Origin of the sequence: Micromonospora sp. NPDC049282, from assembly GCF_043197045.1 — a bacterium.
Lineage (GTDB): Bacteria > Actinomycetota > Actinomycetes > Mycobacteriales > Micromonosporaceae > Micromonospora.
Window position 1 is genome coordinate 99,038 of the sequence record NZ_JBICSL010000012.1, and the last position, 22,951, is coordinate 121,988.

Sequence of the window (22,951 nt, forward strand, 5' to 3'; positions counted from 1 at the left end):
GAGTCCCGCACCGGGGGGATGAGGCGTGACTCAACTGACCGGGCAGCCGACGACGGATGACGACGTCGTGCACCTCACCGTGCCCGCCGACGGTGGTTACCTCGGCGTGCTCCGCACCGCCACGGCCGGGCTCGCGGCCCGGCTCCAGTTCGCCCTCGACGAGATCGAGGACCTGCGCATCGCGGTCGACGAGGCGTGCGCCATGCTGCTCGCCATCGCCACCCGCGACGCCGAGCTGGAGTGCCGCTTCGCGGTCACCGAGGACGCGCTCACCGTCGAGGTGACGGTGCCCACCGTGCGGGGGGCCACGCTTCCGTCCGAGTCGTCCTTCGCCTGGAAGGTGCTCACCGCGTTGACCACCTCGGCCGGGGCCCGGGCGGCCGACGGCCGGGCCACCATCTCGCTGCTGACCCGCCGCTCCGGCGGCTTCTGACCGGCGGCTACCGGCCGGCCGGGTCGCCGAAGCCGAGCGCTCGGTTGGCCGGGCCGCTGACCAGCAGCCCGACGACGCCGAGCCCGAGCGCCATCAGCGGCAGCCCGAGCCAGGCCATCCCGCCCTGGATCATGTACCACCCGATCGGCAGCAGCATGAGCTGGAGCACGATGGCCGGTGCGCGGGCGGCTGCCCGCCGCCGGGACAGCGCGCCGCCGAGCGCCCAGAGCGCGGTCGCACCGGCGACCGCGAAGACGGTCACCAGCAGCGCCGAGGTCAGGTCGGTGCTGCGGGCGGTGAGGTCGGACCAGATCAGCCACACCGCGACCAGCCCGAGCGCCACCGCCTCGGCGCGCAGCAGGAGCACCGCCGCGCGGAGCGGGCCGGGGACCGGGTCGGAGTCGATCGTCACGGCCGCCACGATACCGGTGGGTAGGCGCGGTAATGTGCCGCCCATGCGGGCCGTCCTGGTGGTCAATCCGAAGGCCACCACCACAAGCGAGCGCAGCCGGGACGTACTGGTCCGGGCACTGCGCAGTGAAGTCGATCTGTCGGTGCGCTACACCCGCCGACGGGGCCACGCCATGGACCTGGCCCGGGAGGCCGCCCAGGAGGGCGTCGACCTGGTGGTCACGCTCGGCGGCGACGGCACGGTCAACGAGGTGGTCAACGGGTTGATGGCGGCGGAGCCGCCGACGTTCCGCACCGGGCCGACCTCGGCCGAGCGGTTGCCGGCGCTGGCCACCGTGCCGGGCGGCTCGACGAACGTCTTCGCCCGCGCCCTCGGCCTGCCACGGGAGTGGCCGGACGGCACCAGCATGATCCTGGAGGGGCTGCGGCTGGGCCGGTCGCGCACCATCGGGCTGGGCCGGGCGGACGACCGCTACTTCACGTTCTGCGCGGGCTTCGGGCTCGACGCGGCCGTCATCCGCCGGGTGGAACAGGCCCGCAAACGGGGGCGCGTCTCCACCCCGGCGCTCTACTTCCGCTCCACGGCGAGCCAGTACTTCGTCGGCTCGGACCGCCGTCACCCCTCGATCACGCTCGAGCGTCCGGGCGAGGCTGCGGCGACCGGGTTGGCGACCGCCATCATCCAGAACACCGCGCCGTGGACCTACCTCGGCGACCGGGAGATCAATCCGAATCCGGGGGCGTCGTTCGACCTCGGGCTCGACGTGCTCGCCATCCGGCAGCTCAAGGTGGCCAGCACCGCACGGACGGTGACCCAGTTCTTCTCCCGGCAGCCCGATCCACACGGCAAGCAGGTGCTCCGGTTGCACGACCTGTCGGAGTTCACGCTGGTCACGACGCGTCCGCTGCCATTCCAGCTGGACGGCGACTATCTCGGCGAACGGGAAAAAGTCAGATTCACCTCCGTGCCGGCCGCACTGAGAGTAATCTGCTAGGTCTCGGGTATCCCCGTTGGTTGACGCGGGCCCCCCACCGCGCACGGTGAGGTGGCCGCCACGCCGAGGAAGGGTGCCGGAAATGTCAGCAACGTCACGCAGACCGTACTATATTGATCCTCGACTGTGGCACGCCGGGTAACGAGAGCCCTCGCAAACCGGGACAAATGGGTGGTGAGCCCGCTCACGGTTCGGAGTTTTTCCGAGCGCCACCCTTGACATCGCTGTAGGTCGTGAAAGTATTCACAAGCGAACTCGTGTTACCGGGACATTGCCTGGATATGCTCGGCAGGTTGAGCTGTTCCAGCAGGTCCAGGGCCCCACAGCCTGCTCACGCAGCGCCGAATTGACGGATGCTGACCGTCACCTCTCGGCAATGCGGATGCATATAGGAATAGCAACGAAACGTTATCTGGCCATCCACTAATAATGAGGAGTGTTGCCGCCATGGACTGGCGCCACGATTCGGTCTGCCGCGACGAGGACCCGGAGCTGTTCTTCCCGATCGGGACGTCCGGTCCGGCCCTCCTGCAGGTGGAGCAGGCGAAGGCCGTCTGCCGGCGCTGCCCCGTGACCGACCAGTGCCTGCAGTGGGCGCTGGAGTCCGGTCAGGACGCCGGCGTCTGGGGCGGGATGAGCGAGGAGGAGCGCCGCGCGGTGAAGCGCCGCGGCGGTCTCCGGGTGCTGCGCGCTCACTCCGCCTGACCCACACACGCGCGAACGCCCCGGCCGGGATTCCGGCCGGGGCGTCGCGCTGTCCGGGTCGCTCAGCCCGCCGCCACCCGCTGACGCACCAGCTCGGCCAGTTCCGGCAGGTCGGTGAGCGGGTCGGCGACGGCCACCGCGCCGGCCGAGCGGGCCGCCGCGCGTACCCCGTCGTGGAACCGGCCGGGGGCCAGGAAGTAGGCCGCCACCGCGACCCGGCGGGCGCCCGCCGCGCGCAGCCGCGCCACCGCGCCACCGACCTCCGGGGGCGCGGCCGAGGCGTACGAGACGCGGCAGGGCACGTCCAGCTCGCCGCCGAGCGCCGCGGCGACTCTGCCCACCGAGGCACGGGCCCCGGGATCGCGGGTGCCGGCCGCGGCCAGCACCACCGCATCCGCGTTCTCCCCGGCCGCCTCGGCCAGCCGGCGCCGCAGCGCGGCCAGCAGCCGGCCGTCGACCACGCCGCCGGTCGGCCCCAGCACCTCCGTCACCCGCACGTCGAGGCCCGTGCCGGCCGTCGCCACCGCCGCCGGGATGTCCACCTTCCGGTGGTACGCGGCGGTCAGCAGCAACGGCACCAGGACCACCCGGGAGTGTCCCGCCTCCGCCAGTTGCCGCAGCACGTCACCCGGCCCGGGATCGGTGTGGTCGAGCCAGCTCGGCAGCACCGACCGGCCCGGGCAGGTGGCCGCCACCGCCCGGGCCAGCGCCCGGGTCGCCTCCGCCGCACGCGGATCGCGACTGCCGTGCGCCACCAGCACCACCGGCGGCGTACCGGTCAGGTGTGCAGCCCGCACTCGGTCTTCTCGAACATCGCCCACCGGCCGGCCCGCGGGTCCTCCCCCGCCTTGGTCCGGCGGGTGCACGGCCAGCAGCCGATCGAGCCGTAGCCCCGGGCGAACAGCTCGTTGACCGGGATGTCGTGGCGGGCCACGTACGCGTCGACCTCGCGCTGCGTCCAGGCCGCGATCGGGTTCACCTTGACCTTGCCGCGCCGGGCGTCGAAGGCGACCACCGGCGTGTTGGCCCGGGTCGGCGACTCGTCCCGGCGCAGCCCGGCGGCCCAGGCGTCGTACCCGGCCAGCGCCCGCTCCAACGGCTCCACCTTGCGCAACTGGCAGCACTCGTCCGGGGACCTGTTGAACAGGCGGGGGCCGTACTGGCCGTCCTGCTGGCCGACCGTCATCCGGGGCCGGATCGAGCGGACCCGCACCGGCATCCGCCGGGCCACCTCGTCCCGGACCCGGAGCGTCTCCGGGAAGTGCAGCCCGGTGTCCAGGAACACCACGTCGACGCCGGGGGCGACCCGGGAGGCCAGGTGCGCCACCACGCCGTCGGCCATCGAGCTGGTCACGCAGAAGCGGTCGCCGAACGTCTGCGCCGCCCAGCGGGCGATCTCCAGCGCGGGCGCGTCCGCCAGCTCCCGCCCGGCCTCCTCGGCCAGCGCGCGCAGCTCCTCCGGACCCCGGCGGGCCGGGTCCGCCGGAGCGGTCGCGGCGGCGCCGACCAGGCCCAGACCGGCGGCGGAGAGCAGCCCGGTCATCGGTTCACCGCCCGGCTCAGCAGGCCGATGAACCGCACCGAGAAGACCCGCGCGCAGGCGTGGCACTCCCAGGCGCCGTGCCCGGCCTCGTGCGGTCGCAGGTCCTCCTCCCCGCAGTACGGGCAGTAGAGAGGCGCGGATCGGGCATCACTCATCGCAATTCCTCCTCGTCGACCCGGACAACCCAGTTGGCGAAGCTCTCGCCCTCGATCCGGCCGGCCAGGTAGCGGCGGGCCAGCCGTTCCACGTACTCCGGAAGCTCGTCGGCGGTGGTCTTCAGGCCACGCAGCTTGCGGCCGAAGCCGGCGGTCTGCCCGGCGGCCATGCCGAGGCCGCCGCCGAGGTGCACCTGGAAGCCCTCGACCTGCCGGCCGTCCGGACCGACCACGAGCTGGCCCTTGAGCCCGATGTCGGCGACCTGGGTGCGGGCGCAGGCGTTCGGGCAGCCGTTGAGGTGGATCGAGATGTCGGCGTCGAAGTCGCGCAGCCGCTCCTCCAGCCGGGCCACCAGCTCCTCGCCGCGCCGCTTGGTCTCCACGATGGCGAGCTTGCAGAACTCGATCCCGGTGCAGGCCATGGTGCCGCGCCGCCAGGCCGACGGCCGGGCCTCCAGGCCGATCCCGCGCAGCGCGGTCACCAGCTCCTCGGTCCGCTCCGGCGCCACGTCCAGGACCAGGAGCTTCTGGTACGGCGTGAGCCGGACCCGGCCGCTGCCGTGCGCCTCGACCACGTCGGCCAGCTCGGCGAGCTGGGTGCCGGAGACCCGGCCCACCACCGGGGCCGCCCCGACGTAGTTGCGGCCGTCCCGCTGCCGGTACACGCCGATGTGGTCGATCGGCCGGTCGGGCAGCTGCGGCGGCGGGCCGTCCAGCATGGTCCGGCCCAGGTACTCCTTCTCCAGGACCTCCCGGAACCGGGCCAGGCCCCAGTCGGCGACCAGGAACTTCAGCCGGGCCCGGTTGCGCAGCCGGCGGTAGCCGTAGTCGCGGAAGATGCCGACCACGCCGGCCCAGACGTCCGGCACCTCGGCCAGCGGCACCCAGACGCCGAGCCGCTTGGCCAGCATCGGGTTGGTGGAGAGACCGCCGCCGACCCAGACGTCGAAGCCGGGGCCGTGCTCCGGGTGGTCGACGCCGAGGAAGGCGACGTCGTTCGCCTCGTACGGGATGTCGGCCAGCCAGGAGATGGAGGTCTTGAACTTGCGGGGCAGGTTGGAGAACTCCTTGCTGCCGATGTGCCGGTCGACGATCTCGTCGAGCGCCGGGGTCGGGTCGAGCAGCTCGGCCGCCGACACGCCGGCCACCGGGCTGCCGCAGATCACCCGCGGGCAGTCACCGCACGCCTCGGTGGTCTGCAGGCCGACCTCCTCCAGCCGCCGCCAGATCTCCGGCATGTCCTCGATCCGGATCCAGTGGAACTGGATGTTCTGCCGGTCGGTGATGTCGGCGGTGTCCCGGGCGAATTCGCGGGAGATGTCCGCGACGACGCGGAGCTGGGCCAGGTTGAGCTGGCCACCGTCCACCCGCACCCGGAGCATGAAGAACTCGTCCTCCAGCTCGTGCGGCTCCAGCACGGCGGTGCGCCCGCCGTCGATGCCGGCCCGGCGCTGGGTGTATAGGCCCCACCAGCGGAACCGGCCGCGCAGGTCCTGCGGGTCGATCGAGGCGAAGCCCCGGTGGGCGTAGATGGTCTCGATCCGGGCCCGCACGTTCAGCGGGTCGTCGTCCTTCTTGTTCCGCTCGTTGGGGTTGAGCGGCTCGCGGTGCCCGAGCGCCCACTGGCCTTCGCCGCGCGGCCGACGGGGCGCCCGGGCGGCGGGAGCCAATTGGTCCGAGCGGGTCGGGGTGCTGCTGACCGCCATCGCGGCGTCCTCCGTTGTCTGCTGCGGTGCCTGCGGAGCGCGGACGCGACGGCCGGCCCTTCGGGAGGGCCGTGGACGGCGATGTCGATGACGGCCGGCGCGGATACGCGCCCGAGACGGATGGGTCGGGCGTCGTCAGTGGGCCGGACAGATCGCGCTGCGCATGCGGCCGTAGTCGACGTGGCGACGGGCCACGAAGCGGCGGACGACAGCGGCGGTCATGTGCCTCATGCTGCCACACCGCCGGACCACCGACCACCGCCCGACCCCGTGATCCCACATCACGGGCGCCCCACCTCGATCGACACTCATCCACCCCGCACCCCTCGTGACCAGCGTCACTCCTCCACCCCCGCCCGTGATCAAGGAGTTCGCGTCACGGACTCCGCCCTCCGCCGACGCGAACTCCTTGGTCAACTCCCGCCCCAACCCCCGGACCGAGCCCGGATCCCGCCCGGGATCGACCGGCGGGTGGCCGGTGGAGGGACCGGTCGGGGTGGAATCGGCGGAGCGGGAGGGCGGGGGCGGGCGGGCGTGTGACGCTGCGGGGTGTGAGCGCGTTCGCCGAGCCTGCGCCGCCCCGAGCCCGCCTCGGTTGGCCGGTGTGGGCGGTCCCCGGCCTGCTCACGCTGGCGCTCACGCTGGTCGGGCTCGGGCACGCCCAGCTCTGGCGGGACGAGCTGGCCACCTGGAGCGCCGCCACCCGACCGCTGCCGGACCTGGGCCGGCTGACCCGCACCATCGACGCCGCCACCGGGCCCTACTACCTGCTCATGCACGGGTGGACCACGCTGGCCGGCACCTCACCCACGGCGCTGCGGCTGCCTTCCGCGCTCGCCATGGCGGCCGCCGCCGCGCTGACCGCCCGGCTCGGCGCGCGGCTGGTGGGCGATCGTGCCGGGCTGCTGGCCGGGCTGCTGTTCGCCGTGCTGCCGGCCACCTCGCGGTACGGCCAGGAGGCCCGCCCGTACGCGCTCGCGACGCTGCTCGCCGTGCTCGCCACGCTGCTGCTGGTCGAGGCGCTGAGCCGGCCGTCCCGGCGGCGCTGGGCCGGGTACGCGATCGCGGTCGCCGCGCTCGGCCTGCTCCACCTGATCGCGCTCACCCTGCTCGCCGCGCACGCCGTGGCGGTCCTGCTGACCGCCGCACGCGGTCCGGCCGCCGCCGGCCCCGATTCCTCCGACCCGGGACGGCGGGTGCTCGCGCGGTGGCTGCTGGCGCTGGTGCCGGCCGTCGTGCTCGTCACCCCGCTGGCGCTGGTCGCCCGGGGACAGCGCGGCCGGCAGCTCGACTGGGTCGATCCGGCCCGCCTGCCCGACCTGGCGGCGCTGCCCGGCGGGCTGGCGCAGAGCGGCGTGGTGGGCGGTTTCCTGCTGGGACTCGCCGCGCTCGGCGCGGCCCGGCTCGGCCGGCGGGCGCTGCTGCCCGGGGCGGCGGTGCTGCTGCCGGTGCTGCTGCTCTTCGCCGCCGGCACGGTGGTGCCGCTCTGGGTGACCCGCTATCTGGTCTTCACCGTGCCGTTCGCCTGCCTGCTGGCCGGCGCCGCGCTGGCCGGAGCGACGCCGACCGGCAACCGACCCGCCACCGCGGGCCCGCCCGAAACGGACCCGGCCGGTACCGGACCGGCCGGAACACGGCTCGGGGCGGCGTTGGCCGTGGTCGCCCTGGCCGGGCTGCTCGGCCTGCCCGACCAGGCGGCGTTGCGGCGTACCCACGAGTGGCCCCGCAGCGCCCCGGTCGACTACGCGGGCGCGGCCGGGATCATCGGCGCCGGCGAGCGGCCGGGAGACGCGATCGTCTACTCGCCCCGGGACGGCTGGCTCTTCCCGGACCTGGGGCTGGCGTACCACCTGGGGTCGCGGCTGCCGCGCGACGTGCTGGTGGTCCGCGACCAGCGGGCGCACGCGAGCCTCTGGGCCACCGAGTGCGCCAACCCGGCCCGCTGCCTGGCCGGCGTGGACCGGGTCTGGCTCGTGGTCACCGGCCGCCGGACGGACCCGCTGGCGGCGGTGCCCGGCGCCAAGGGCGAGGCGCTGCGCGACGGCTTCACGGTCCGCCAGGTCTGGCCCCGCCCGGGCCTCACGGTGGCCCTGCTCGCCCGGTGAGGCGGTCGGTGGTGCCCCGCGCCAGCGGGACGACGAGGACCGCCTCGGTGCCGCCGGCCGCGCCGTTGCGCAGCTCGATGGTGCCGCGCAGCTCGCCGGTGACCAGCGCCCGGACGATCTGGAGCCCGAGGTTGCCGCCGCGCTCGGCGTCGAACTGCCCGGGCAGGCCCCGGCCGTTGTCGGCGACCGAGACGTGCAGCTGCTTGCGGTGCCGGTGCACCGAGACCACCACCTCGGGTCGCGGCGCGTCGGCCGGCGCGGGCTCGGCCTCCTCGTCGGCCGGCGGGAAGCCGTGCTCGACCGCGTTGAGCAGCAGTTCGTTGAGCACCATCACCAGCGAGGTGGCGATCTCGGCGGGCAGTACGCCGAAGCTGCCCCGGCGGCGCATGCCGACGGTCACCTCGGTGGCGGCCACCTCGGTCGCGGCGCTGGCCACCCGGTCCACGATGCCGTCGAACTCCACCGCCTCGTCGCTGGACAGGGAGAGCGTCTCGTGCACCAGCGCGATCGAGGCGACCCGGCGTACCGACTCCTCCAGCGCGACCCGGGCCTCCGGCATGGCCACCCGGCGGGCCTGGAGGCGCAGCAGCGCGGCGACGGTCTGCAGGTTGTTCTTCACCCGGTGGTGGATCTCCCGGATGGTGGCGTCCTTGGTGATCAGGGCGCGGTCGCGGCGGCGTACCTCGGTGATGTCGCGGACCAGCACCAGCGCGCCGATCGGCACACCGGCGGGCATCAGCGGCAGCGCCCGGGTCAGCATGGTGGCGCCGCGCGCGTCGATCTCCCGCCGGGGCGGGGCCTCGCCGCGTAGCGCGGCGAGCACCGCGTTGCCCGCGTCGGTGCCTTCGAGGGGGTCGCCGGCCAGCCGGCGCTGCAGCTTGGCCAGGTCCTCCCCGACCAGGTGGGAGGCGTAACCCAGCCGGCGGTACGCGGACTGCGCGTTCGGGCTGGCGTAGGTGACCTTGCCGTTGGCGTCCAGCCGCACCAGGCCGTCGCCGACCCGGGGCGCCGAGGTGGTCTCGCCCGGGTGCCGGGGCGGCGGGAACGTGCCGTCGGCGATCATCTGGGCCAGGTCGTCCGCGGTGGTCAGGTAGTTCAGTTCGAGCTGGCTCGGGGTACGCGCGGTGGAGAGGTTGGTGTCCCGGCCGACCACGGCGATGACCTCGCCGTTCTCCCCGTCGCCGGTGCGCAGCCGCACCGGGATGGCCTCGTGCCGGGCCGGCACGTCGCCGTACCAGACCGGGTCGCCCTCCCGCCAGATCCGTCCCTGCCGGTGGGCGACCTCCAGGTGCGCCACCTCGGGGCCGCCGACGATGCGGCCGACCTGGTCGTCCAGGTAGGCGGTCGGGGCGGTGGTCGGGCGCACCTGGGCCACGCAGAGGAAGGTGCCGTCGCCGTCCACCGGCACCCAGAGCAGCAGGTCGGCGAAGGACAGGTCGGACAGCAGCTGCCAGTCACCGGCGATGCGGTGCAGGTGGTCGATGTCGGCCGGCCGGAGCGCGGTGTGCTCCTCGGCGAGGTCACGGAGGGTGGACACGCTCCACAGCGTGCCACGCCGGGCTCACATCGTCGCGGTGACCTTCTTCAAACCGCGGGGGGCGTCCGGGTCCTCGCCCCGGGCCAGCGCCAGGGCCAGCGCGAGCCGTTGCAGCGGCAGGATGTCGAGCAGCGGCGCGTACCGCTCGTCGACGTCCGGCACCGCCATCCGGATCGTGCCCACGTCGGCGGAGCCGACCACCACCACGTCGGCCCGGCGTTCGCCGAGCCGGGGCAGCACCTCGCGCATCGAGGTGCCGCCGGGGCCGGAGCCGACCACGGCGAGCACCGGCACGTCCGGGTCGGTCATGGCGAGCGGGCCGTGCAGCAGGTCGGCGCCGGAGAAGGCGAGCGCGGGCAGGTAGGACGTCTCCATCAGCTTCAGCGCCGCCTCGCGGGCGGTCGGGTACGCGTAGCCCCGGCCGGTGGTGACGAGCTGGGCGGCGAACCGGTAGCGCGGGGCGAGCCGGGCCGAGGTGTCGTCGGCCAGGGTGCGCGCGGCCAGTTCGGGCAGCCGGGCCAGCGCGGCACGCTCCTCGGCGGGCAGTGCGCCGTCGCCGGCGCGTACCCCCTCGACCAGCATGAGCAGGGCGAGCAGCTCGGCGGTGTAGGTCTTGGTGGCGGCGACCGCGCGCTCGTGGCCGGCGGCCACGTCCACGCTGAGTTCGGCGGTCTCCACCAGCGGCGAGTCGGGGTTGTTGGTGACCGCGAGGGTGAGCGCGCCGGAGGCCCGGGCCACCCGGAGCACCTCGGCCAGGTCGGGCGAGCCGCCGCTCTGGCTGACGCCGACGACGAGCGCGTCGGAGAGGTCGGGGCGGGCGCCGAAGACGGTGATCGCGCTGGGCGAGGCCAGCCCGGCGGGCAGCCCGAGGCGGATCTCGGTGAGGTAGGCGGCGTAGAGCGCCGCGTGGTCGGAGGTGCCCCGGGCGGTGAAGACCACGTGGCGGGGTCGTCGCTCGGCGATGACGGCCGCGACCTCGGCGATCGCCGTGGCGTGCTCGGTGGAGAGCAGCCGCTCGTAGGCCGCCGGCTGCTCGTCGATGTCGGCTGCCATGCCGGCTCCTGGACGGGTCACCCCGCACCCCCTTCTGCGCGATTGCCGCGCGTTCGATGCTCAGCCTTGCACGTTTCGACCACTTCGAGCAAAGCAACGAGCACTACTGCGCAGCGGATCACCATTGGTTGGCAAGATCCCCTACGCTGGCCCGGCTGACCGACAGACCCGCCGCGATGGAAGGACGACGTGCCCGAGGACGACGCCGCGCTCTCCGCGGAGGAGGAACTCGCGCTGGCCCGGCTGGCGCTGGGCGAGGGTGACCTCCGGCACGCCGCCGACCACGTCGCCGCCGCGCTGGTGCGCTCCCCCACGCTGCCCGAGGCGCACGAGACGCTCGCGCGGCTCGCCGCGGCCAGCGGCGGCGACCTGGACCTGTTCCCCCTCGGCCAGCATGCCTTCGTCGGCGCCGTGGTGGCCCGGGCGCACCTGCTCGCCGCCGCCGGCCGCCCCGCCGAGGGGCTCGACCTGCTGGCCGCCGCCACCGGCTACGCCCCCGGGGCGCCGTGGGCCGCCGTGCCCTGGGTGACCGCCGCCGACCTGCCCGAGCGGCTCGACCCGGAGCGCACCGCCCGGATCCTCATGCAGGTCTGCGCGGCCACGCCCGACCCCGTTCCGCGCCGGCTGCACGAGCCGCTGCTGCCCTACCTCACGCTGGCCCGCAACGCGATCACCGTGCACCCCGCCCACCCGCTGCTGCTGGGCGCGGCGTCCGCGCTGGCCCGGCGCCTCGGCGAGGTCGCCCTCGCCGTCGCCTGGGCCACCAGGGGGGTACGCGCGGAGCCCACCAAACTCGGCGAGGTGTGGCTCGGGTACGCGTACCGCAGCGCCGGCCGCACCACCGACGCGCTCGCCGCGCTGGAACGCGCGGTCGCGCTCGACCCGGACGACCTGGCGGTCTACGCGGACATCGCCGGCACGCTGGCCGACCACGGCCGGCTCGACGCGGCGCTGGAGTGGGTCGACCGGGCGCTGGCCAAGGACCCGACGTTCGACTGTGCCGTGCACACCGCGCACCGGCTGCGCTTCCAGCGCGACGGCGACGTGGACCACCTGGTGGCGCTCGCCGACTTCGTCCGCGACCACCCGGACGACTCGCACGAGCACGGGGACCTCGCCGAGTCCTGCCGGGGGCGCCCGTGGCTCGGCCAGGTCACCCCGGCCGGCCCGGAACCCGTCCCGACGCCGCCCGCCGATGCCACGCGCCCGCCGGCGAGCGCGGTGCGGCGACTCCGGCAACTGGCCCACCCGGCCTGGCCGCACCCCCCGGCCGCCTACGACGCCGCGGTCGGACTGGCCACGCTGGACCTGGCCGACCTGCTCGGCCTGCTGGCGTACCCGCCGGACGCGCCGTCCACCGCGCTGGGCCGGGTGCTCGGCGACCAGGATCCCGCGCTCTGGGTGCGCTGCACGCAGGTCTGGGCCTGTCTCGGCCTGCTGCACCACCGCACCGACGAGCCGTGGGCGGAGTCGACCCGTCGCCGGGTGCTGCGGGAACTGGCCGGGGGCGAGCCCGGGCCGATCGCCGAGGCAGCACTCTTCGCCCTGGTCACCGCCGCCTGGGTGGACCCGGCCGTACGCGCCGACGTGGCCGCCCTGGTGGCCGGGCGGCTCGCCGGGGTGGCGGTCGGCCCGGCCCGCCGTACCCCGGAGGCGGTGTCGCTGGCGCACCTGGCGCGGGCCACCCCGGCCCTCGACCCGCCCACGCGTGCGACGGCCGACGCGCTGGTCGCCGATGCCGGGGCCGGCCCGCTGGGCCGGCTGTGGCGGCGCCTCACCGCCCTGTTCCGCCGCGCCTGAGCACGCGCCCGGGGCGGCGGCGGTGTTAAGAAGGGGCCCCGGTACCACGCCAGGCGTTGTACCGGGGCCCCTTCCTTACCTCCTCAGACCGGGGCCTTGCCGAGCGCGACCTCGGCCTCGTCCTCGGGGGTGGTGCCGGCGGGCGGAACGTCGTTCGTCGCGCGCAGCGGCACCTCCTTGATGAACCAGGCGAGCACCGGGACCGCCACGGTGAAGAAGACGGCCCAAAGGAAGACGTGTGAGATGGCGTCGGAGAGCGCGCCGAGCACCAGCTCCCGCATCGGGCCGGTGAGCTTCTTCAGGTTCTCCAGGTTCATCGCGCCGCCCTCGCCGCCACCCTTGCCGGCGAACGCCGGGCCGGCCGGCGAGTCGGCCAGCCGGTTGGCGAAGATGGCGCCGAAGAGCGAGACGCCGAACGAGCCGCCGATGGACCGGAAGAAGGTGGCCGCGCCGCTCGCCGCGCCCAGGTCCTTCTGCTCGACGCTGTTCTGCGCGATCAGCATCGAGGTCTGCATGAGGAAGCCCATGCCGACGCCGAGCACGACCATGTAGAGCGAGGACTGCGCCTTGCTGGTGTCGAGGTCGAGCAGGCTGAGCAGGCCCATGCCGAGCGCCATCACCACGCCGCCGATGATCGGGAAGGCGCGGTAGCGGCCGGTCTTGGTGATCGTCCGGCCGACCACCAGCGAGACCACCAGCATGCCGAACATCAGCGGGAGCAGCAGCAGGCCGCTGTTGGTGGCCGAGGCGCCCTGCACGGTCTGCTGGTAGAGCGGCAGGAAGTTCATCGCGCCGAACATGGCGAAGCCGAGCAGGAAGCCGATCACCGAGATGAGGGCGAAGTTGCGGTTGGCGAACAGGCCCAGCGGCAGGATCGGCTCGGGCACCCGCCGTTCCACCAGCGCGAACGCGACGAGCGCGACCGCCGCCAGCGCGGCCAGGCCGAGGATCTGCGGCGAGGCCCAGGCGTACTCGTTGCCACCCCAGGTGGTGACCAGCACGATCGAGGTGATGCCGACCGAGAGCAGCGCCGCGCCCAGCCAGTCGATCTTGTGCTCGGTGCGGTACTTCGGCAGGTGCATGGTGGTGGCGAGGACCAGCAGCGCCACGCCGCCGAGCGGCAGGTTGACGTAGAACGCCCAGCGCCAGGAGAGGTGGTCGGTGATGAAGCCGCCGACCAGCGGGCCGGCCACCATGGCGATGGCCATGATGCCGGCGATCATGCCCTGGTAGCGGCCCCGCTCGCGGGGCGGGACCAGGTCGCCGATGATCGCCATGACGCCGACCATCAGACCGCCGGCACCGAGGCCCTGGACCGCCCGGAACGCGATCAGCTCGATCATGCCGCTGTCGGTGCCGCCGAAGACGCCGGAGCCGGACATGCCGCAGAGCGCGGAGCCGACGAGGAAGACGACCACCGCGGTGAGGAAGACCGTCTTGCGGCCGTAGAGGTCACCGAGCTTGCCCCAGATCGGGGTGGAGACCGTGGTGCCCAGCACGTACGCGGTGACCACCCAGGTGAAGTGGTCGGCGCCGCCGAACTCGAAGACGATGCGAGGCAGCGCGGTGCTGACGATCATGTTGTCGAGCATCGCGAGCATCATCGCGATCATCAGGCCGAACAGGACGACCCGGACGTTCGGTCTCGCGGTGACCGGGGCTGGTTGACTCATGGGTAGGCTCCCCCGCAGATCGGTGATCGACTTACTTGCCGCCCGGCTAGTTACTTACCAGCCGCACGGTAAGCTCGGTGCGAGGACAACGTCAAGCGGATTGGAAGGTGTCGGTCGAGTGAGCGAGAGCACAGGCGGCACGCGGCAGCGGATCCAGGCCGTCGCGCTGGAGCTCTTCACCGAGCAGGGGTACGAGAAGACCTCGCTCCGGGAGATCGCCGAACGGCTCAACGTGACCAAGGCCGCGCTCTACTACCACTTCAGGAGCAAGGACGAGATCGTCACCAGCTTCGTCGACGACCGGCTGCGCCGGATGGACGAGCTGATCGCCTGGGCCGCCGGACAGCCCGCCACCCTGGCGACCCGACGCACGCTGATCAGCCGGTACGCGGACGCGATGTTCGCCGGCGAGCTGCCCAAGGTGATGCGGTTCTTCGAGCAGAACCAGACCGTGCTCAAGAGCCTCTCCGCCGGCCAGCAGATGCGCGACCGGATGATGCGGCTGGCCGCCGAGCTGAGCCGCGGCGACGAGTCCCCCGCCGCCCAGCTTCGCGCCGCGCTCACCCTGTTCGCGGTGCACAGCAGCTGGTTCGCGGTACGCGCCCCGGGCGTCACCGACGAGGAGCGCAAGAAGATCGCCCTCGAGGTGGCCGACGAGCTGCTCGCCAAGATCGGCGACGGCGACTGAGCCGACGGTGGCGCGGGCCCGCTCAGCGCGCGGCGGTCAGATCCAGACGCAGGCCGAGCAGCTCGATCCCGGGCACCGGGGCCCAGTCCTTCTCCGGCGCGCGGACGAACCCGAGCCGGTCGTAGAGACGCCGCGCGCCCGCCGCCATGCCGGCGCGTACGCAGATCACCACCGCCGCGCAGCCCAGCTCGGCGGCACGCGCCACGCACGCCCGTGCCAGCGCCGCGCCCGCGCCCCGGCCCTGCGCGGCCGGATCGACCGCCAGCATCCGGAACTCGGCCTCGCCGGGCCCGGCGAGTTCCGCGTACGGGGTGCCCGGCAGCACGAACGTCACCGCGCCGAGCACCGCGCCGGTGGCCTCGTCCACGGCGACCAGCACCTCACCGGTCGCCGCCCGACCGGCCACGTCGGCGAGCACCGGCGCGTACCCGGTCTCGCCCTTGAGCTGGCCGTCCGCCTCGTACGCGGCCACCGTCAGGCGGGCCACCGCCGGGAAGTCCGCCGGCTCGGCGCGGCGGACGAGCGGGCCGGTCAACCGATCACCGCGATCAGGTCGCCGTCCTGCACCACGTCGCCCTCGTTCACCGCCAGCTGCTGCACCACGCCGTCGGACTCGGCGACCACCGGGATCTCCATCTTCATCGACTCCAGGATCACCAGCGTGTCGCCCTCGGACACGGTGTCCCCGGCCGACGCGACGACCTTCCAGACGTTCGCCACCATCTCGGCGCGGATCTCCTCGGCCATCTACCGGCCCTCCCTCTGTCCGACGGTCCTGCGAACGTATCCAACCATGACGCCGGTCACGCCGAACCGCTGACCACCGGCCCGCGACGCGGCCCCACCGCGCCCGGCGCGGGACCGGCGGCACTAGCATCGTGCGGGTCGGCGCCCGGCGATCCGCCGGCCGCACGCGACCTCCGCCGCGCTCGCCCGCGGCCGGACCGTGACCAGCACAAGGAGGCAGAGCATGGCGAAGAAGGCCCGGAAGAAGAAGGCCCGGAAGAAGAGCGCCGCCAACCACGGCAAGCGCCCCAACTCCTGATCACCGATCAGCGATGCCGGCCCTCGGGCCGGACACACCGGTGGCCCGGGTCCTTGCGGACCCGGGCCACCGGTCTGAAGATCGGTCGCCGGCGTCAGTCGGCCAGCTCGCGGGACTCGCTGGTCTCGAACACCACCAGCTCGGTCAGCCGCAGCCGCAGTCGCTCGCGCAGCTTCTCGGGCGCGGCCTCGTTGCCGCAGCAACGGGCGACCAGCGCCTTGACCTCCTGCTCGATGCCGTACTCGCGCAGGCACGGCCCGCACTCGTCCAGGTGGTGCCGGATCAGCACCCGGCGCTCCTCGGCGCACTCCAGGTCGAGGTAGAGGTAGACCTCGGCGAGCACCTCGTGGCAGTCCGTCTCGTGCGGTTGTCCACAGCTCACGGTCACACCTCCCGGCCGGCGGCGGCGGTCGAACCCTTCGACGGCGCGGCGCTGAACCCGCGCTCCGCCGCGTATCGCTCCAGGAGCTTCCGCAGATTGCGTCGGCCGCGGTGTAGGCGGGACATCACGGTGCCGATCGGCGTGCCCATGATGTCGGCGACCTCCTTGTAGGAGAAGCCCTCGACGTCGGTCAGGTAGACCGCCAGGCGGAACTCCTCCGGCAGCTGCTGGAGGGCCTCCTTGATGTCACTGTCCGCCAGCCGGTCGAGCGCCTCGGTCTCGGCCGAGCGCAGGCCGCTGGACGTGTGCGACTCCGCCTCGGCGAGCTGCCAGTCGGTGATCTCGTCGGTCGGCGCCTGGACCGGCTGGCGCTGCCGCTTCCGGTAGGAGTTGATGTAGGTGTTGGTCAGGATCCGGTACAGCCAGGCCTTCAGGTTGGTGCCCTGCTCGAACTGGTGGAAGGCCGCGTACGCCTTCAGGTAGGTCTCCTGGACCAGGTCCTCCGCGTCCGCCGGGTTGCGGGTCATCCGCAGCCCGGCAGCGTAGAGCTGGTCGACGAAGGGCATCGCGTCCCGCTCGAAGCGGGCCCTGCGCTCGTCCGTCTTCTCGGTGGTCAACCGCACATCCCCTCGCGTCGGATGCTTTCCCGCCGAGGATACGCGTACCTGCCTGCCGGCAGATTCACTTCCCGAGTGTGTGCCGGTGCTCACGGCCGACGCCGCCGCGGGCCACTCCGGCGCGTCGAGCAGCCGCCGGAGCTGCCGTTCGTCCCGTTCGTCCCGCTCCCGGCTCCGTGTCTCGATCGGCACCGGTCACCCCCCTCGCCGCTGGCAATGTCGTTCCAACGGGGTCAACGCGGACCACGGGCCACCGCATTCCACCGGACGGGTTCGCCGCCGTGGGGACCGCGTTCGGTCCACCTCTCCGGAACCGAAGAGATCTTGGTAGCGAACGGCCCCCAGGAGGGCCGTCTCGTACCAGGATCTCGAAGCGGTCACCCGTTCCCGGCCCCAGCTCCGGCCGCGACCGACGCTGGGACCAGGAAGGGCCTGGGAGGGTGGTCCCGGCCCCGCCCGAGCCGGGCGGACGGCACCAACCGGTGCAACGACCGCCAGGAGCGACGGTCACGCGCGCCCGACCCGGCGCCCGTGCGGCATCCCCCCCACTGTCAACGCAGCCAACCCCGGGCCGCGAGCCACTCCCGCACCACCTCGGCGGTGCCGGCCGGGTCGCGGCGCAGGTCGTGCCGCTCCCCCGGCCGGACCACCACCTCGACCCCGGACGCGGGGTCGGGCACGCCGAACGGGTCCCGGTCGCCGTTGACCACGAGCGTCGGCAGGCCGGTGCGCAGCTCGTCGGCCCGGGAGCGTTCCGGCCGTCCGGGCGGGTGCAGCGGAAACGCCAGCGTCACGATGCCGGACGCCCCGACCGCGACGGCGGTCCGGCAGGCCACCCGGGCGCCGCTGGACCGGCCGCCGACCACCCAGCGGTCGGCCGCCGGCAGGCGCCGGCGCAGCTCGGCCAGCACCGCCGTCCACGCCTCGTCGAGGTGCCCGGCCGGTGCGGGCGCGCGGCGGCCGGCGACCCGGTAGGGCTGGGTCACCAGCGCCACTCCCGCCCCGGTCCCACGCACCGCGTCGCGGACTGCCAGCAGGTCGGGCGCGTCGACGTCGCCGCCCGCGCCGTGGCCCAGCACCAGCACGGTGCCCCCGGCCGGCACGGGCGGGTCGAGCCGGATCCGGGCCGGTCCCCTCGGTGTGTCGATCTCGTCGTGCCGCACCGGCCCATTCTGCGCATGCCGGCCGACCCGACGAGAGCAGCGCGCGGACGCGCTCCCCATCGGGTTCACCCGCGCGTGGAAGCCACCCCGGCACGACACGGCCCTGGCCGACCCACCCGCGCGCCGACGTCCTACGCCCGCTCGAAGCGCGGGAATGCCGTCGCCGCCGCTCGGACGACCCGAACCGCCGAGGTCACCCGCTGCGGCCCTGGCCGGAGCGGGCGACCGCGGTCGGCGTCAGCTCAACGGCACCAGCGTGAGCAGGCGGTCGCGCACCGGCGGACCGGGCTCGTCGACCGCGTCCGGATCCGGCTGCACCTCGCTGCGCCAGGCGACGAGCATGGCCCGGCGCTCACGCGGCGTGGTGCCGCCCCAGACGCCGTGGCAGTCGCCCACCTCCAGCGCCCAGGCCAGGCAGGAGCCCTGGACGTCGCAGGTGCGGCAGAGCGCCACCGCCGCGTCGGCCGGCTCGTTGGGTGCCGGAAAGAACGTCTCCGGATCGACGCTCTGGCAGGTTCCCCTGGTGCGCCACGCCTCGTCCTGGCGTCGTTCGCGCAAGGCCCGCAGCAGTCGCGGATCACGCCGCGCGGCGGCCACCTCGTGCGGGCGCGGCATGCGTGCCCGTGTCAATACACCCACCTCCCCCGTGGGACCGGCGAAGATCTTGCTAGAGATCGATGAGTGTCATTCGCCCCGTGCGAACGGACGCCCATCACCGGCGCTGTGTTCTATCGCACTGGCGCACGCGGGGACAAGTGTCTTCGGTAAACATGACTAAACAGCCGGGCGACGATTCAGGCGCAACCCCGGCAAATCAGCACTCGACAATGTGCTGAGCGTGATCAGAACAACGTCGGTTCGGAAGGGGCCTCCACGCCCGCCGGAACGACCCGCGAGATCAGCTCCGGACCGTCGTTGCGGACGTCGCCGACGGCCGGCGACACCGGCCGGATCTCCAACCCGGCGAGCTGCCCGGCGTCGGGCGGGACGAGCAACGCGGCGGGCTCGTCGGTCGGGCCGAGCCAGGACGCCCAGCGCTCCCGGGGCAGCAGCAGCGGCATCCGGTCGTGCACCTCGGCCAGTTCGCCGAGCGCCGCGGTGGTCAGCACGCTGAACGTGAGCCGGGTCGACCCGGCCGCCTCCCAGATCGACCAGATGCCCGCGAACGCCAGCACGGAGCCGTCGCGCGGGGTCATGAAGTAGGGCTGCCGGCGGCCCTCGGGACGGCGCACCCACTCGTACCACCCGTCGGCCGGGACCAGGCAGCGGCGGCGGGCGAACGACGGGGCGTAGGCCCGGCTGGTGGCGACCGTCTCGGCCCGCGCGTTGATCATCCGGGCGGCGCCGGTCGCGCTGCGGGACCAGGGTGGGAGCAGCCCCCAGCGGCCGAGGGAGAGCACCCGGTGCCCCTCGGGCGCGAGCCGGACCAGCGGCGCGGGATCGGTCGGCGCGACGTTGAAGTCGGGCCCGACCTCGCCGGTCGAGTCGACCGACTCGAACAGCGCGCTCAGGTCGCCCGCGCTCCGGGTCGTCGCGTACCTCCCGCACATGGCGCCCACGCTAGCCCCACCCGGCCGTTCCGGCTGTCCCGCCCAGCGGGAGCAGGCCCGCCGACCGGTCCCACCGGGCCCGTCGGGTTGGCAGAATGTGAGCGTGGGGAATCTGACCGCTACGCGTCCGCCGCAGCCGTGGACCGCGCCGACCGCGAGCGACCCGGTCGCCGCGACGCTGCGCCTGCCCGGCTCCAAGTCGATGACCGCCCGGGCCCTGGTGCTCGCCGCGCTGGCCAGCGGGCCGTCGACGCTCGACCGGCCACTGCGCGCCCGGGACACCGAGCTGATGGCCGGCGGCCTGCGCGAGCTGGGCTCGCACATGTCGATCTCCGACGACGACCGCTGGCTGGTCCGGCCGCACCCGCCGGTCGGCCCGGCGCACATCGACGTCGGCCTGGCCGGCACCGTGATGCGCTTCCTGCCCCCGGTGGCCGGGCTGGCCGCGGGCCGGGTCACGTTCGACGGCGACCCGTACGCCCGCACCCGCCCGCTCGGTCCGCTGATCGACGCGCTGCGCACCCTCGGCGTCCGCATCGACGCCCCGCCGGTCGGCAGCCTGCCGCTGGTCGTGCTCGGCGCCGGCCGGGTGACCGGCGGCGAGGTGGTCATCGACGCCTCCGCGTCCAGCCAGCTCGTCTCCGGGCTGCTGCTGGCCGCGCCCCGCTTCGACCGGGGCGTGGTGGTCCGGCACGAGGGCCCGCCGGTGCCCTCCGCGCCGCACGTGCGGATGACCGTGCAGATGCTGCGCGCCGCCGGGGCCGCGGTGGACGACACCACGCCGGACGTCTGGGTGGTCGAGCCCGGCCCGCTCACCGGGCGCGGCTGGGAGATCGAGCCCGACCTCTCCGGCGCCGCGCCGTTCTTCGCCGCCGCCCTGGTCACCGGCGGCGAGGTCACCCTCCAGGGCTGGCCGCGCAGCAGCCTCCAGCCGGTGGAGCGCCTGCGCGAGCTGCTGCAGCGGATGGGCGGCGAGGCGACGCTCGGCACCGACGGGCTGCGGGTGCGCGGCACCGGCGTGGTGCGCGGGCTGGACGCCGACCTCTCCGACGTCGGCGAGCTGACCCCGGTGCTGACCGCGCTCGCCCTGCTGGCCGACACGCCGTCCCGGCTGACCGGGGTCAGCCACATCCGGGGCCACGAGACCGACCGGGTCACCGCGCTGGCCACGGAGTTCACCGCACTGGGCGCCGACCTCACCGAGACCCGCGACGGCCTGGAGATTCGTCCCCGCCCGCTGCGCGGCGGGACCTTCCGGACGCACGCCGACCACCGGATGGCGCACGCCGCGGCGGTGGCCGGGCTGGCCGTCCCCGGCATCGAGGTCGACGACGTGACGTGCACCTCGAAGACCATGCCGGAGTTCCCGGCACTATGGTCGGGGATGGTGACCGGCAAGAACTGACAGCGGGGGGACGTCCTGGCGACCAGGCGGCGGGAGTACGACGAGGACGACGTCCGGGTGCGCCCCGGCCGGTCGTCGCGGCCCCGCACCCGCACCCGGCCCCGGCACGACGACGCGGTCGACGGGTTCGTCATCGCGGTCGACCGGGGGCGCTACACCTGCGTCCGGCCCGACGCCGGCCTCGACGATCCGGTCGTCACCGCGATGCGCGCCCGCGAGCTGGGCCGCAAGTCGGTCGTGGTGGGCGACCGGGTGGGGCTGGTCGGTGACGTCTCCGGCGCGTCCGGCGCGCTGGCCCGCATCGTGCGCATCGCCGAGCGCACCTCCGTGCTGCGCCGCACCGCCGACGACGACGACACCACCGCCGAGGGCCGGCTGGAGCGGGTGGTGGTGGCGAACGCCGACCAGCTGGTGATCGTCAGCGCGCTGGCCGACCCGCCGCCGCGCACCGGGTTCATCGACCGCTGCCTGGTGGCCGCGTACGACGCCGGCGTCGAGCCGTTGCTCTGCCTCACCAAGGCGGACCTGGCCGGCCCGGAGGCGGTGCTCGGCTACTACACCGAGCTGGAGCTGCCGTACGTGCTGATCCGACCGGGTTCCGAGCTGGCCGACCTGCGCACGCTGCTCGCCGGCCGCGTCTCGGTCATGGTGGGCCACTCCGGCGTGGGCAAGTCGACCCTGGTCAACCGCCTGGTTCCGGAGGCGGAACGGGCGGTCGGCACGGTCAGCGCGATCGGCCGGGGGCGGCACACCTCGACCAGCGCGGTGGCGCTGCGGCTGCCGCCGACACCCGGTCCGGGCGCCGGCGGCGATCCGGGCTGGATCGTCGACACCCCCGGCGTGCGCAGCTTCGGGCTGGCGCACGTCTCCGCGGAGAGCCTGCTGCACGGGTTCTCCGACCTGGTCGAGGCGACCGTCGACTGCCCGGCCAACTGCCCGCACACCGCCGACGAGGCGACCTGCGCGCTTGACGCCTGGGTGGCGGCCGGCCGGGCGGACCCGCGCCGGCTCGCCTCGTACCGTCGGTTGCTGGCGTCGCGCAGCGGCGAGGGCGACGCGCGCGAGCCCGAGCGCAACCCCGGCGACCCGCTCGCCGGTTCCTGACCGGCGGACCGCCGGGCACCCACCGGCACCGGCCACCGCGGCGGCGCTAGCGTGTCGGCCATGACCGGGTACGCCGACGACCTCGCCCTCGCCCACCTGCTCGCCGACGCCGCGGACGCGGTCTCGTCGGCCCGGTTCCGCGCGCTCGACCTGCGGGTGGAGTCGAAGCCAGACCTGACGCCGGTCTCCGACGCGGACACCGCCGTGGAGCGGGAGATCCGCGCGCTGCTGGCCACCCACCGCCCCACCGACGGCCTGCTCGGCGAGGAGTACGGCGCACAGCCCTCGGCCGGCCCGGACGGGCGGCGCTGGGTGGTCGACCCGATCGACGGGACGAAGAACTTCGTCCGGGGCGTACCGGTCTGGGCCACGCTGATCGCGCTGCTGGAGCACGACCGGCCGGTGCTCGGCCTGGTCTCCGCGCCGGCGCTGGGCCGACGCTGGTGGGGCGCGCTCGGCGCGGGCGCGTTCGCCGGCGCCGGCCCGGCGGACGGCGCGCCGATCCAGGTCTCGGGCGTCACGGCGCTGGCCGACGCGAGCGTCTGCTACTCCTCGCTGACCGGTTGGGAACAGGCCGGCCGGCTGGACGCGATGCTCCAGCTCATGCGGGACACCTGGCGCAGCCGGGCGTACGGCGACTTCTACGGCTACATGCTGCTGGCCGAGGGGGCACTGGACGTGATGGTGGAGCCGGAGCTGTCGCTGTGGGACATCGCCGCGCTGGTGCCGATCGTCACCGAGGCCGGTGGCCGGTTCACCGACCTGGCCGGGCGGCCCGCGCCGGCCGGCGCCGAATCCGCCGACATCAGCGCCGTGGCCAGCAACGGCCCGCTGCACGAGGACATCCTGCGCCGGCTCGGCCGGCCGGCCGAGCGCTGACC

At 74.4% G+C, this 22,951-nt stretch carries 25 protein-coding genes; 10 read left to right on the forward strand and 15 right to left on the reverse strand.

The features are described from left to right. The first annotated feature begins 25 nt into the window (after positions 1-25). Positions 26-433, forward strand: a complete 408-nt coding sequence (locus tag ACGFI2_RS19985; protein ID WP_091068748.1) for an ATP-binding protein — start codon at positions 26-28, stop codon at positions 431-433. Between the two features lie 7 nt (positions 434-440). Here the strand turns inward: ACGFI2_RS19985 and ACGFI2_RS19990 are convergent, their stop codons facing one another. Next, on the reverse strand, positions 441-845 hold the full coding sequence (locus tag ACGFI2_RS19990; RefSeq protein ID WP_393519014.1) for a hypothetical protein: 405 nt from the start codon (positions 843-845) through the stop codon (positions 441-443). 43 nt (positions 846-888) lie between these two features. On the opposite strand from ACGFI2_RS19990, the gene ACGFI2_RS19995 reads away from it, so the two are divergent. Together ACGFI2_RS19995 and ACGFI2_RS20000 are read left to right on the forward strand one after the other, a co-directional pair. Continuing rightward, entirely contained in the window at positions 889-1,839 is a 951-nt protein-coding gene (locus tag ACGFI2_RS19995; RefSeq protein WP_393519017.1) for a diacylglycerol/lipid kinase family protein, read from the forward strand. A gap of 447 nt (positions 1,840-2,286) precedes the next feature. Further along, positions 2,287-2,544 (forward strand): WhiB family transcriptional regulator, encoded by a 258-nt coding sequence (locus tag ACGFI2_RS20000; RefSeq protein ID WP_013288358.1) that lies wholly within the window; start codon positions 2,287-2,289, stop codon positions 2,542-2,544. 62 nt (positions 2,545-2,606) lie between these two features. On the opposite strand, the gene ACGFI2_RS20005 is transcribed toward ACGFI2_RS20000, so the two are convergent. Genes ACGFI2_RS20005 through ACGFI2_RS20020 form a run of 4 tightly spaced genes read right to left on the reverse strand, consistent with a single transcriptional unit; the run spans position 2,607 to position 5,948 of the window. Beyond that, complete coding sequence (locus ACGFI2_RS20005; protein WP_393519020.1) at positions 2,607-3,341, reverse strand: sirohydrochlorin chelatase; 735 nt, start codon at positions 3,339-3,341, stop codon at positions 2,607-2,609. After that, positions 3,323-4,087, reverse strand: coding sequence for a phosphoadenylyl-sulfate reductase (locus tag ACGFI2_RS20010; protein ID WP_393519023.1), 765 nt, complete (start codon positions 4,085-4,087; stop codon positions 3,323-3,325). Before ACGFI2_RS20010 ends, ACGFI2_RS20005 begins: the two co-directional genes overlap by 19 nt. Beyond that, positions 4,084-4,242 (reverse strand): hypothetical protein, encoded by a 159-nt coding sequence (locus tag ACGFI2_RS20015; RefSeq protein ID WP_393519026.1) that lies wholly within the window; start codon positions 4,240-4,242, stop codon positions 4,084-4,086. The genes ACGFI2_RS20010 and ACGFI2_RS20015 overlap by 4 nt, the downstream gene beginning before the upstream one ends. Further along, positions 4,239-5,948: a nitrite/sulfite reductase gene (locus tag ACGFI2_RS20020; RefSeq protein ID WP_393519029.1), complete on the reverse strand. Its 1,710-nt coding sequence runs from the start codon at positions 5,946-5,948 to the stop codon at positions 4,239-4,241. Before ACGFI2_RS20020 ends, ACGFI2_RS20015 begins: the two co-directional genes overlap by 4 nt. A gap of 551 nt (positions 5,949-6,499) precedes the next feature. Between ACGFI2_RS20020 and ACGFI2_RS20025 the strand changes: the two genes are divergently transcribed. Further along, complete coding sequence (locus tag ACGFI2_RS20025) at positions 6,500-8,053, forward strand: glycosyltransferase family 39 protein (protein ID WP_393519032.1); 1,554 nt, start codon at positions 6,500-6,502, stop codon at positions 8,051-8,053. Here ACGFI2_RS20025 and ACGFI2_RS20030 read toward each other — a convergent pair. Further along, positions 8,028-9,590 (reverse strand): histidine kinase N-terminal domain-containing protein, encoded by a 1,563-nt coding sequence (locus ACGFI2_RS20030; protein ID WP_393519035.1) that lies wholly within the window; start codon positions 9,588-9,590, stop codon positions 8,028-8,030. The two genes, ACGFI2_RS20025 and ACGFI2_RS20030, sit on opposite strands and share 26 nt — an antisense overlap. 24 nt (positions 9,591-9,614) lie before the next feature. Then, positions 9,615-10,643, reverse strand: a complete 1,029-nt coding sequence (locus ACGFI2_RS20035) for an SIS domain-containing protein (RefSeq protein WP_393519038.1) — start codon at positions 10,641-10,643, stop codon at positions 9,615-9,617. 189 nt (positions 10,644-10,832) lie between these two features. On the opposite strand from ACGFI2_RS20035, the gene ACGFI2_RS20040 reads away from it, so the two are divergent. Then, positions 10,833-12,443 (forward strand): tetratricopeptide repeat protein, encoded by a 1,611-nt coding sequence (locus tag ACGFI2_RS20040; protein WP_393519040.1) that lies wholly within the window; start codon positions 10,833-10,835, stop codon positions 12,441-12,443. Positions 12,444-12,526: 83 nt separating this feature from the next. Here the strand turns inward: ACGFI2_RS20040 and ACGFI2_RS20045 are convergent, their stop codons facing one another. Further along, the gene (locus ACGFI2_RS20045; RefSeq protein ID WP_393519043.1) at positions 12,527-14,116 is read right to left on the reverse strand and encodes an MDR family MFS transporter; all 1,590 of its coding nucleotides are present in this window, start codon (positions 14,114-14,116) and stop codon (positions 12,527-12,529) included. A 118-nt stretch (positions 14,117-14,234) separates the two neighbouring features. Between ACGFI2_RS20045 and ACGFI2_RS20050 the strand changes: the two genes are divergently transcribed. Next, entirely contained in the window at positions 14,235-14,804 is a 570-nt protein-coding gene (locus ACGFI2_RS20050; protein WP_393519045.1) for a TetR/AcrR family transcriptional regulator, read from the forward strand. 22 nt (positions 14,805-14,826) lie between these two features. On the opposite strand, the gene ACGFI2_RS20055 is transcribed toward ACGFI2_RS20050, so the two are convergent. Further along, complete coding sequence (locus ACGFI2_RS20055; RefSeq protein ID WP_393519048.1) at positions 14,827-15,339, reverse strand: GNAT family N-acetyltransferase; 513 nt, start codon at positions 15,337-15,339, stop codon at positions 14,827-14,829. Then, positions 15,336-15,551, reverse strand: coding sequence for a biotin/lipoyl-binding carrier protein (locus ACGFI2_RS20060; RefSeq protein ID WP_091068708.1), 216 nt, complete (start codon positions 15,549-15,551; stop codon positions 15,336-15,338). The genes ACGFI2_RS20055 and ACGFI2_RS20060 overlap by 4 nt, the downstream gene beginning before the upstream one ends. Before the next feature lie 223 nt (positions 15,552-15,774). Here ACGFI2_RS20060 and ACGFI2_RS20065 point away from each other — a divergent pair, with 223 nt between their 5' ends. Next, positions 15,775-15,849 carry a 50S ribosomal protein bL37 gene (locus ACGFI2_RS20065; protein ID WP_370461611.1) on the forward strand — a complete coding sequence of 25 codons (75 nt, stop codon included), beginning with the start codon at positions 15,775-15,777 and terminating at the stop codon, positions 15,847-15,849. Positions 15,850-15,943: 94 nt separating this feature from the next. Here ACGFI2_RS20065 and rsrA read toward each other — a convergent pair whose 3' ends face one another. The 5 genes from rsrA to ACGFI2_RS20090 form a co-directional block, all read right to left on the reverse strand. Next, positions 15,944-16,231, reverse strand: a complete 288-nt coding sequence (gene rsrA, locus ACGFI2_RS20070; RefSeq protein WP_393519052.1) for a mycothiol system anti-sigma-R factor — start codon at positions 16,229-16,231, stop codon at positions 15,944-15,946. 2 nt (positions 16,232-16,233) lie between these two features. Further along, a complete protein-coding gene (locus ACGFI2_RS20075) occupies positions 16,234-17,040 on the reverse strand; it encodes a sigma-70 family RNA polymerase sigma factor (protein ID WP_393519054.1) in 807 nt (268 codons plus the stop codon). Between the two features lie 359 nt (positions 17,041-17,399). Beyond that, positions 17,400-18,011 (reverse strand): alpha/beta family hydrolase, encoded by a 612-nt coding sequence (locus ACGFI2_RS20080; RefSeq protein WP_393519057.1) that lies wholly within the window; start codon positions 18,009-18,011, stop codon positions 17,400-17,402. A 237-nt stretch (positions 18,012-18,248) separates the two neighbouring features. Beyond that, the gene (locus ACGFI2_RS20085; RefSeq protein ID WP_091068696.1) at positions 18,249-18,641 is read right to left on the reverse strand and encodes a WhiB family transcriptional regulator; all 393 of its coding nucleotides are present in this window, start codon (positions 18,639-18,641) and stop codon (positions 18,249-18,251) included. Positions 18,642-18,853: 212 nt separating this feature from the next. After that, a complete protein-coding gene (locus ACGFI2_RS20090; protein WP_393519061.1) occupies positions 18,854-19,561 on the reverse strand; it encodes an SOS response-associated peptidase in 708 nt (235 codons plus the stop codon). Positions 19,562-19,664: 103 nt separating this feature from the next. Here ACGFI2_RS20090 and aroA point away from each other — a divergent pair, with 103 nt between their 5' ends. The 3 genes from aroA to hisN all read left to right on the forward strand — a co-directional run bounded on the left by aroA (position 19,665) and on the right by hisN (position 22,949). After that, positions 19,665-20,966: a 3-phosphoshikimate 1-carboxyvinyltransferase gene (aroA, locus tag ACGFI2_RS20095; RefSeq protein WP_393519065.1), complete on the forward strand. Its 1,302-nt coding sequence runs from the start codon at positions 19,665-19,667 to the stop codon at positions 20,964-20,966. Positions 20,967-21,170: 204 nt separating this feature from the next. After that, positions 21,171-22,070 carry a ribosome small subunit-dependent GTPase A gene (gene rsgA, locus ACGFI2_RS20100; protein ID WP_393519305.1) on the forward strand — a complete coding sequence of 300 codons (900 nt, stop codon included), beginning with the start codon at positions 21,171-21,173 and terminating at the stop codon, positions 22,068-22,070. A 60-nt stretch (positions 22,071-22,130) separates the two neighbouring features. Further along, positions 22,131-22,949 (forward strand): histidinol-phosphatase, encoded by an 819-nt coding sequence (hisN, locus tag ACGFI2_RS20105; protein ID WP_393519068.1) that lies wholly within the window; start codon positions 22,131-22,133, stop codon positions 22,947-22,949. Positions 22,950-22,951: the final 2 nt, after the last annotated feature.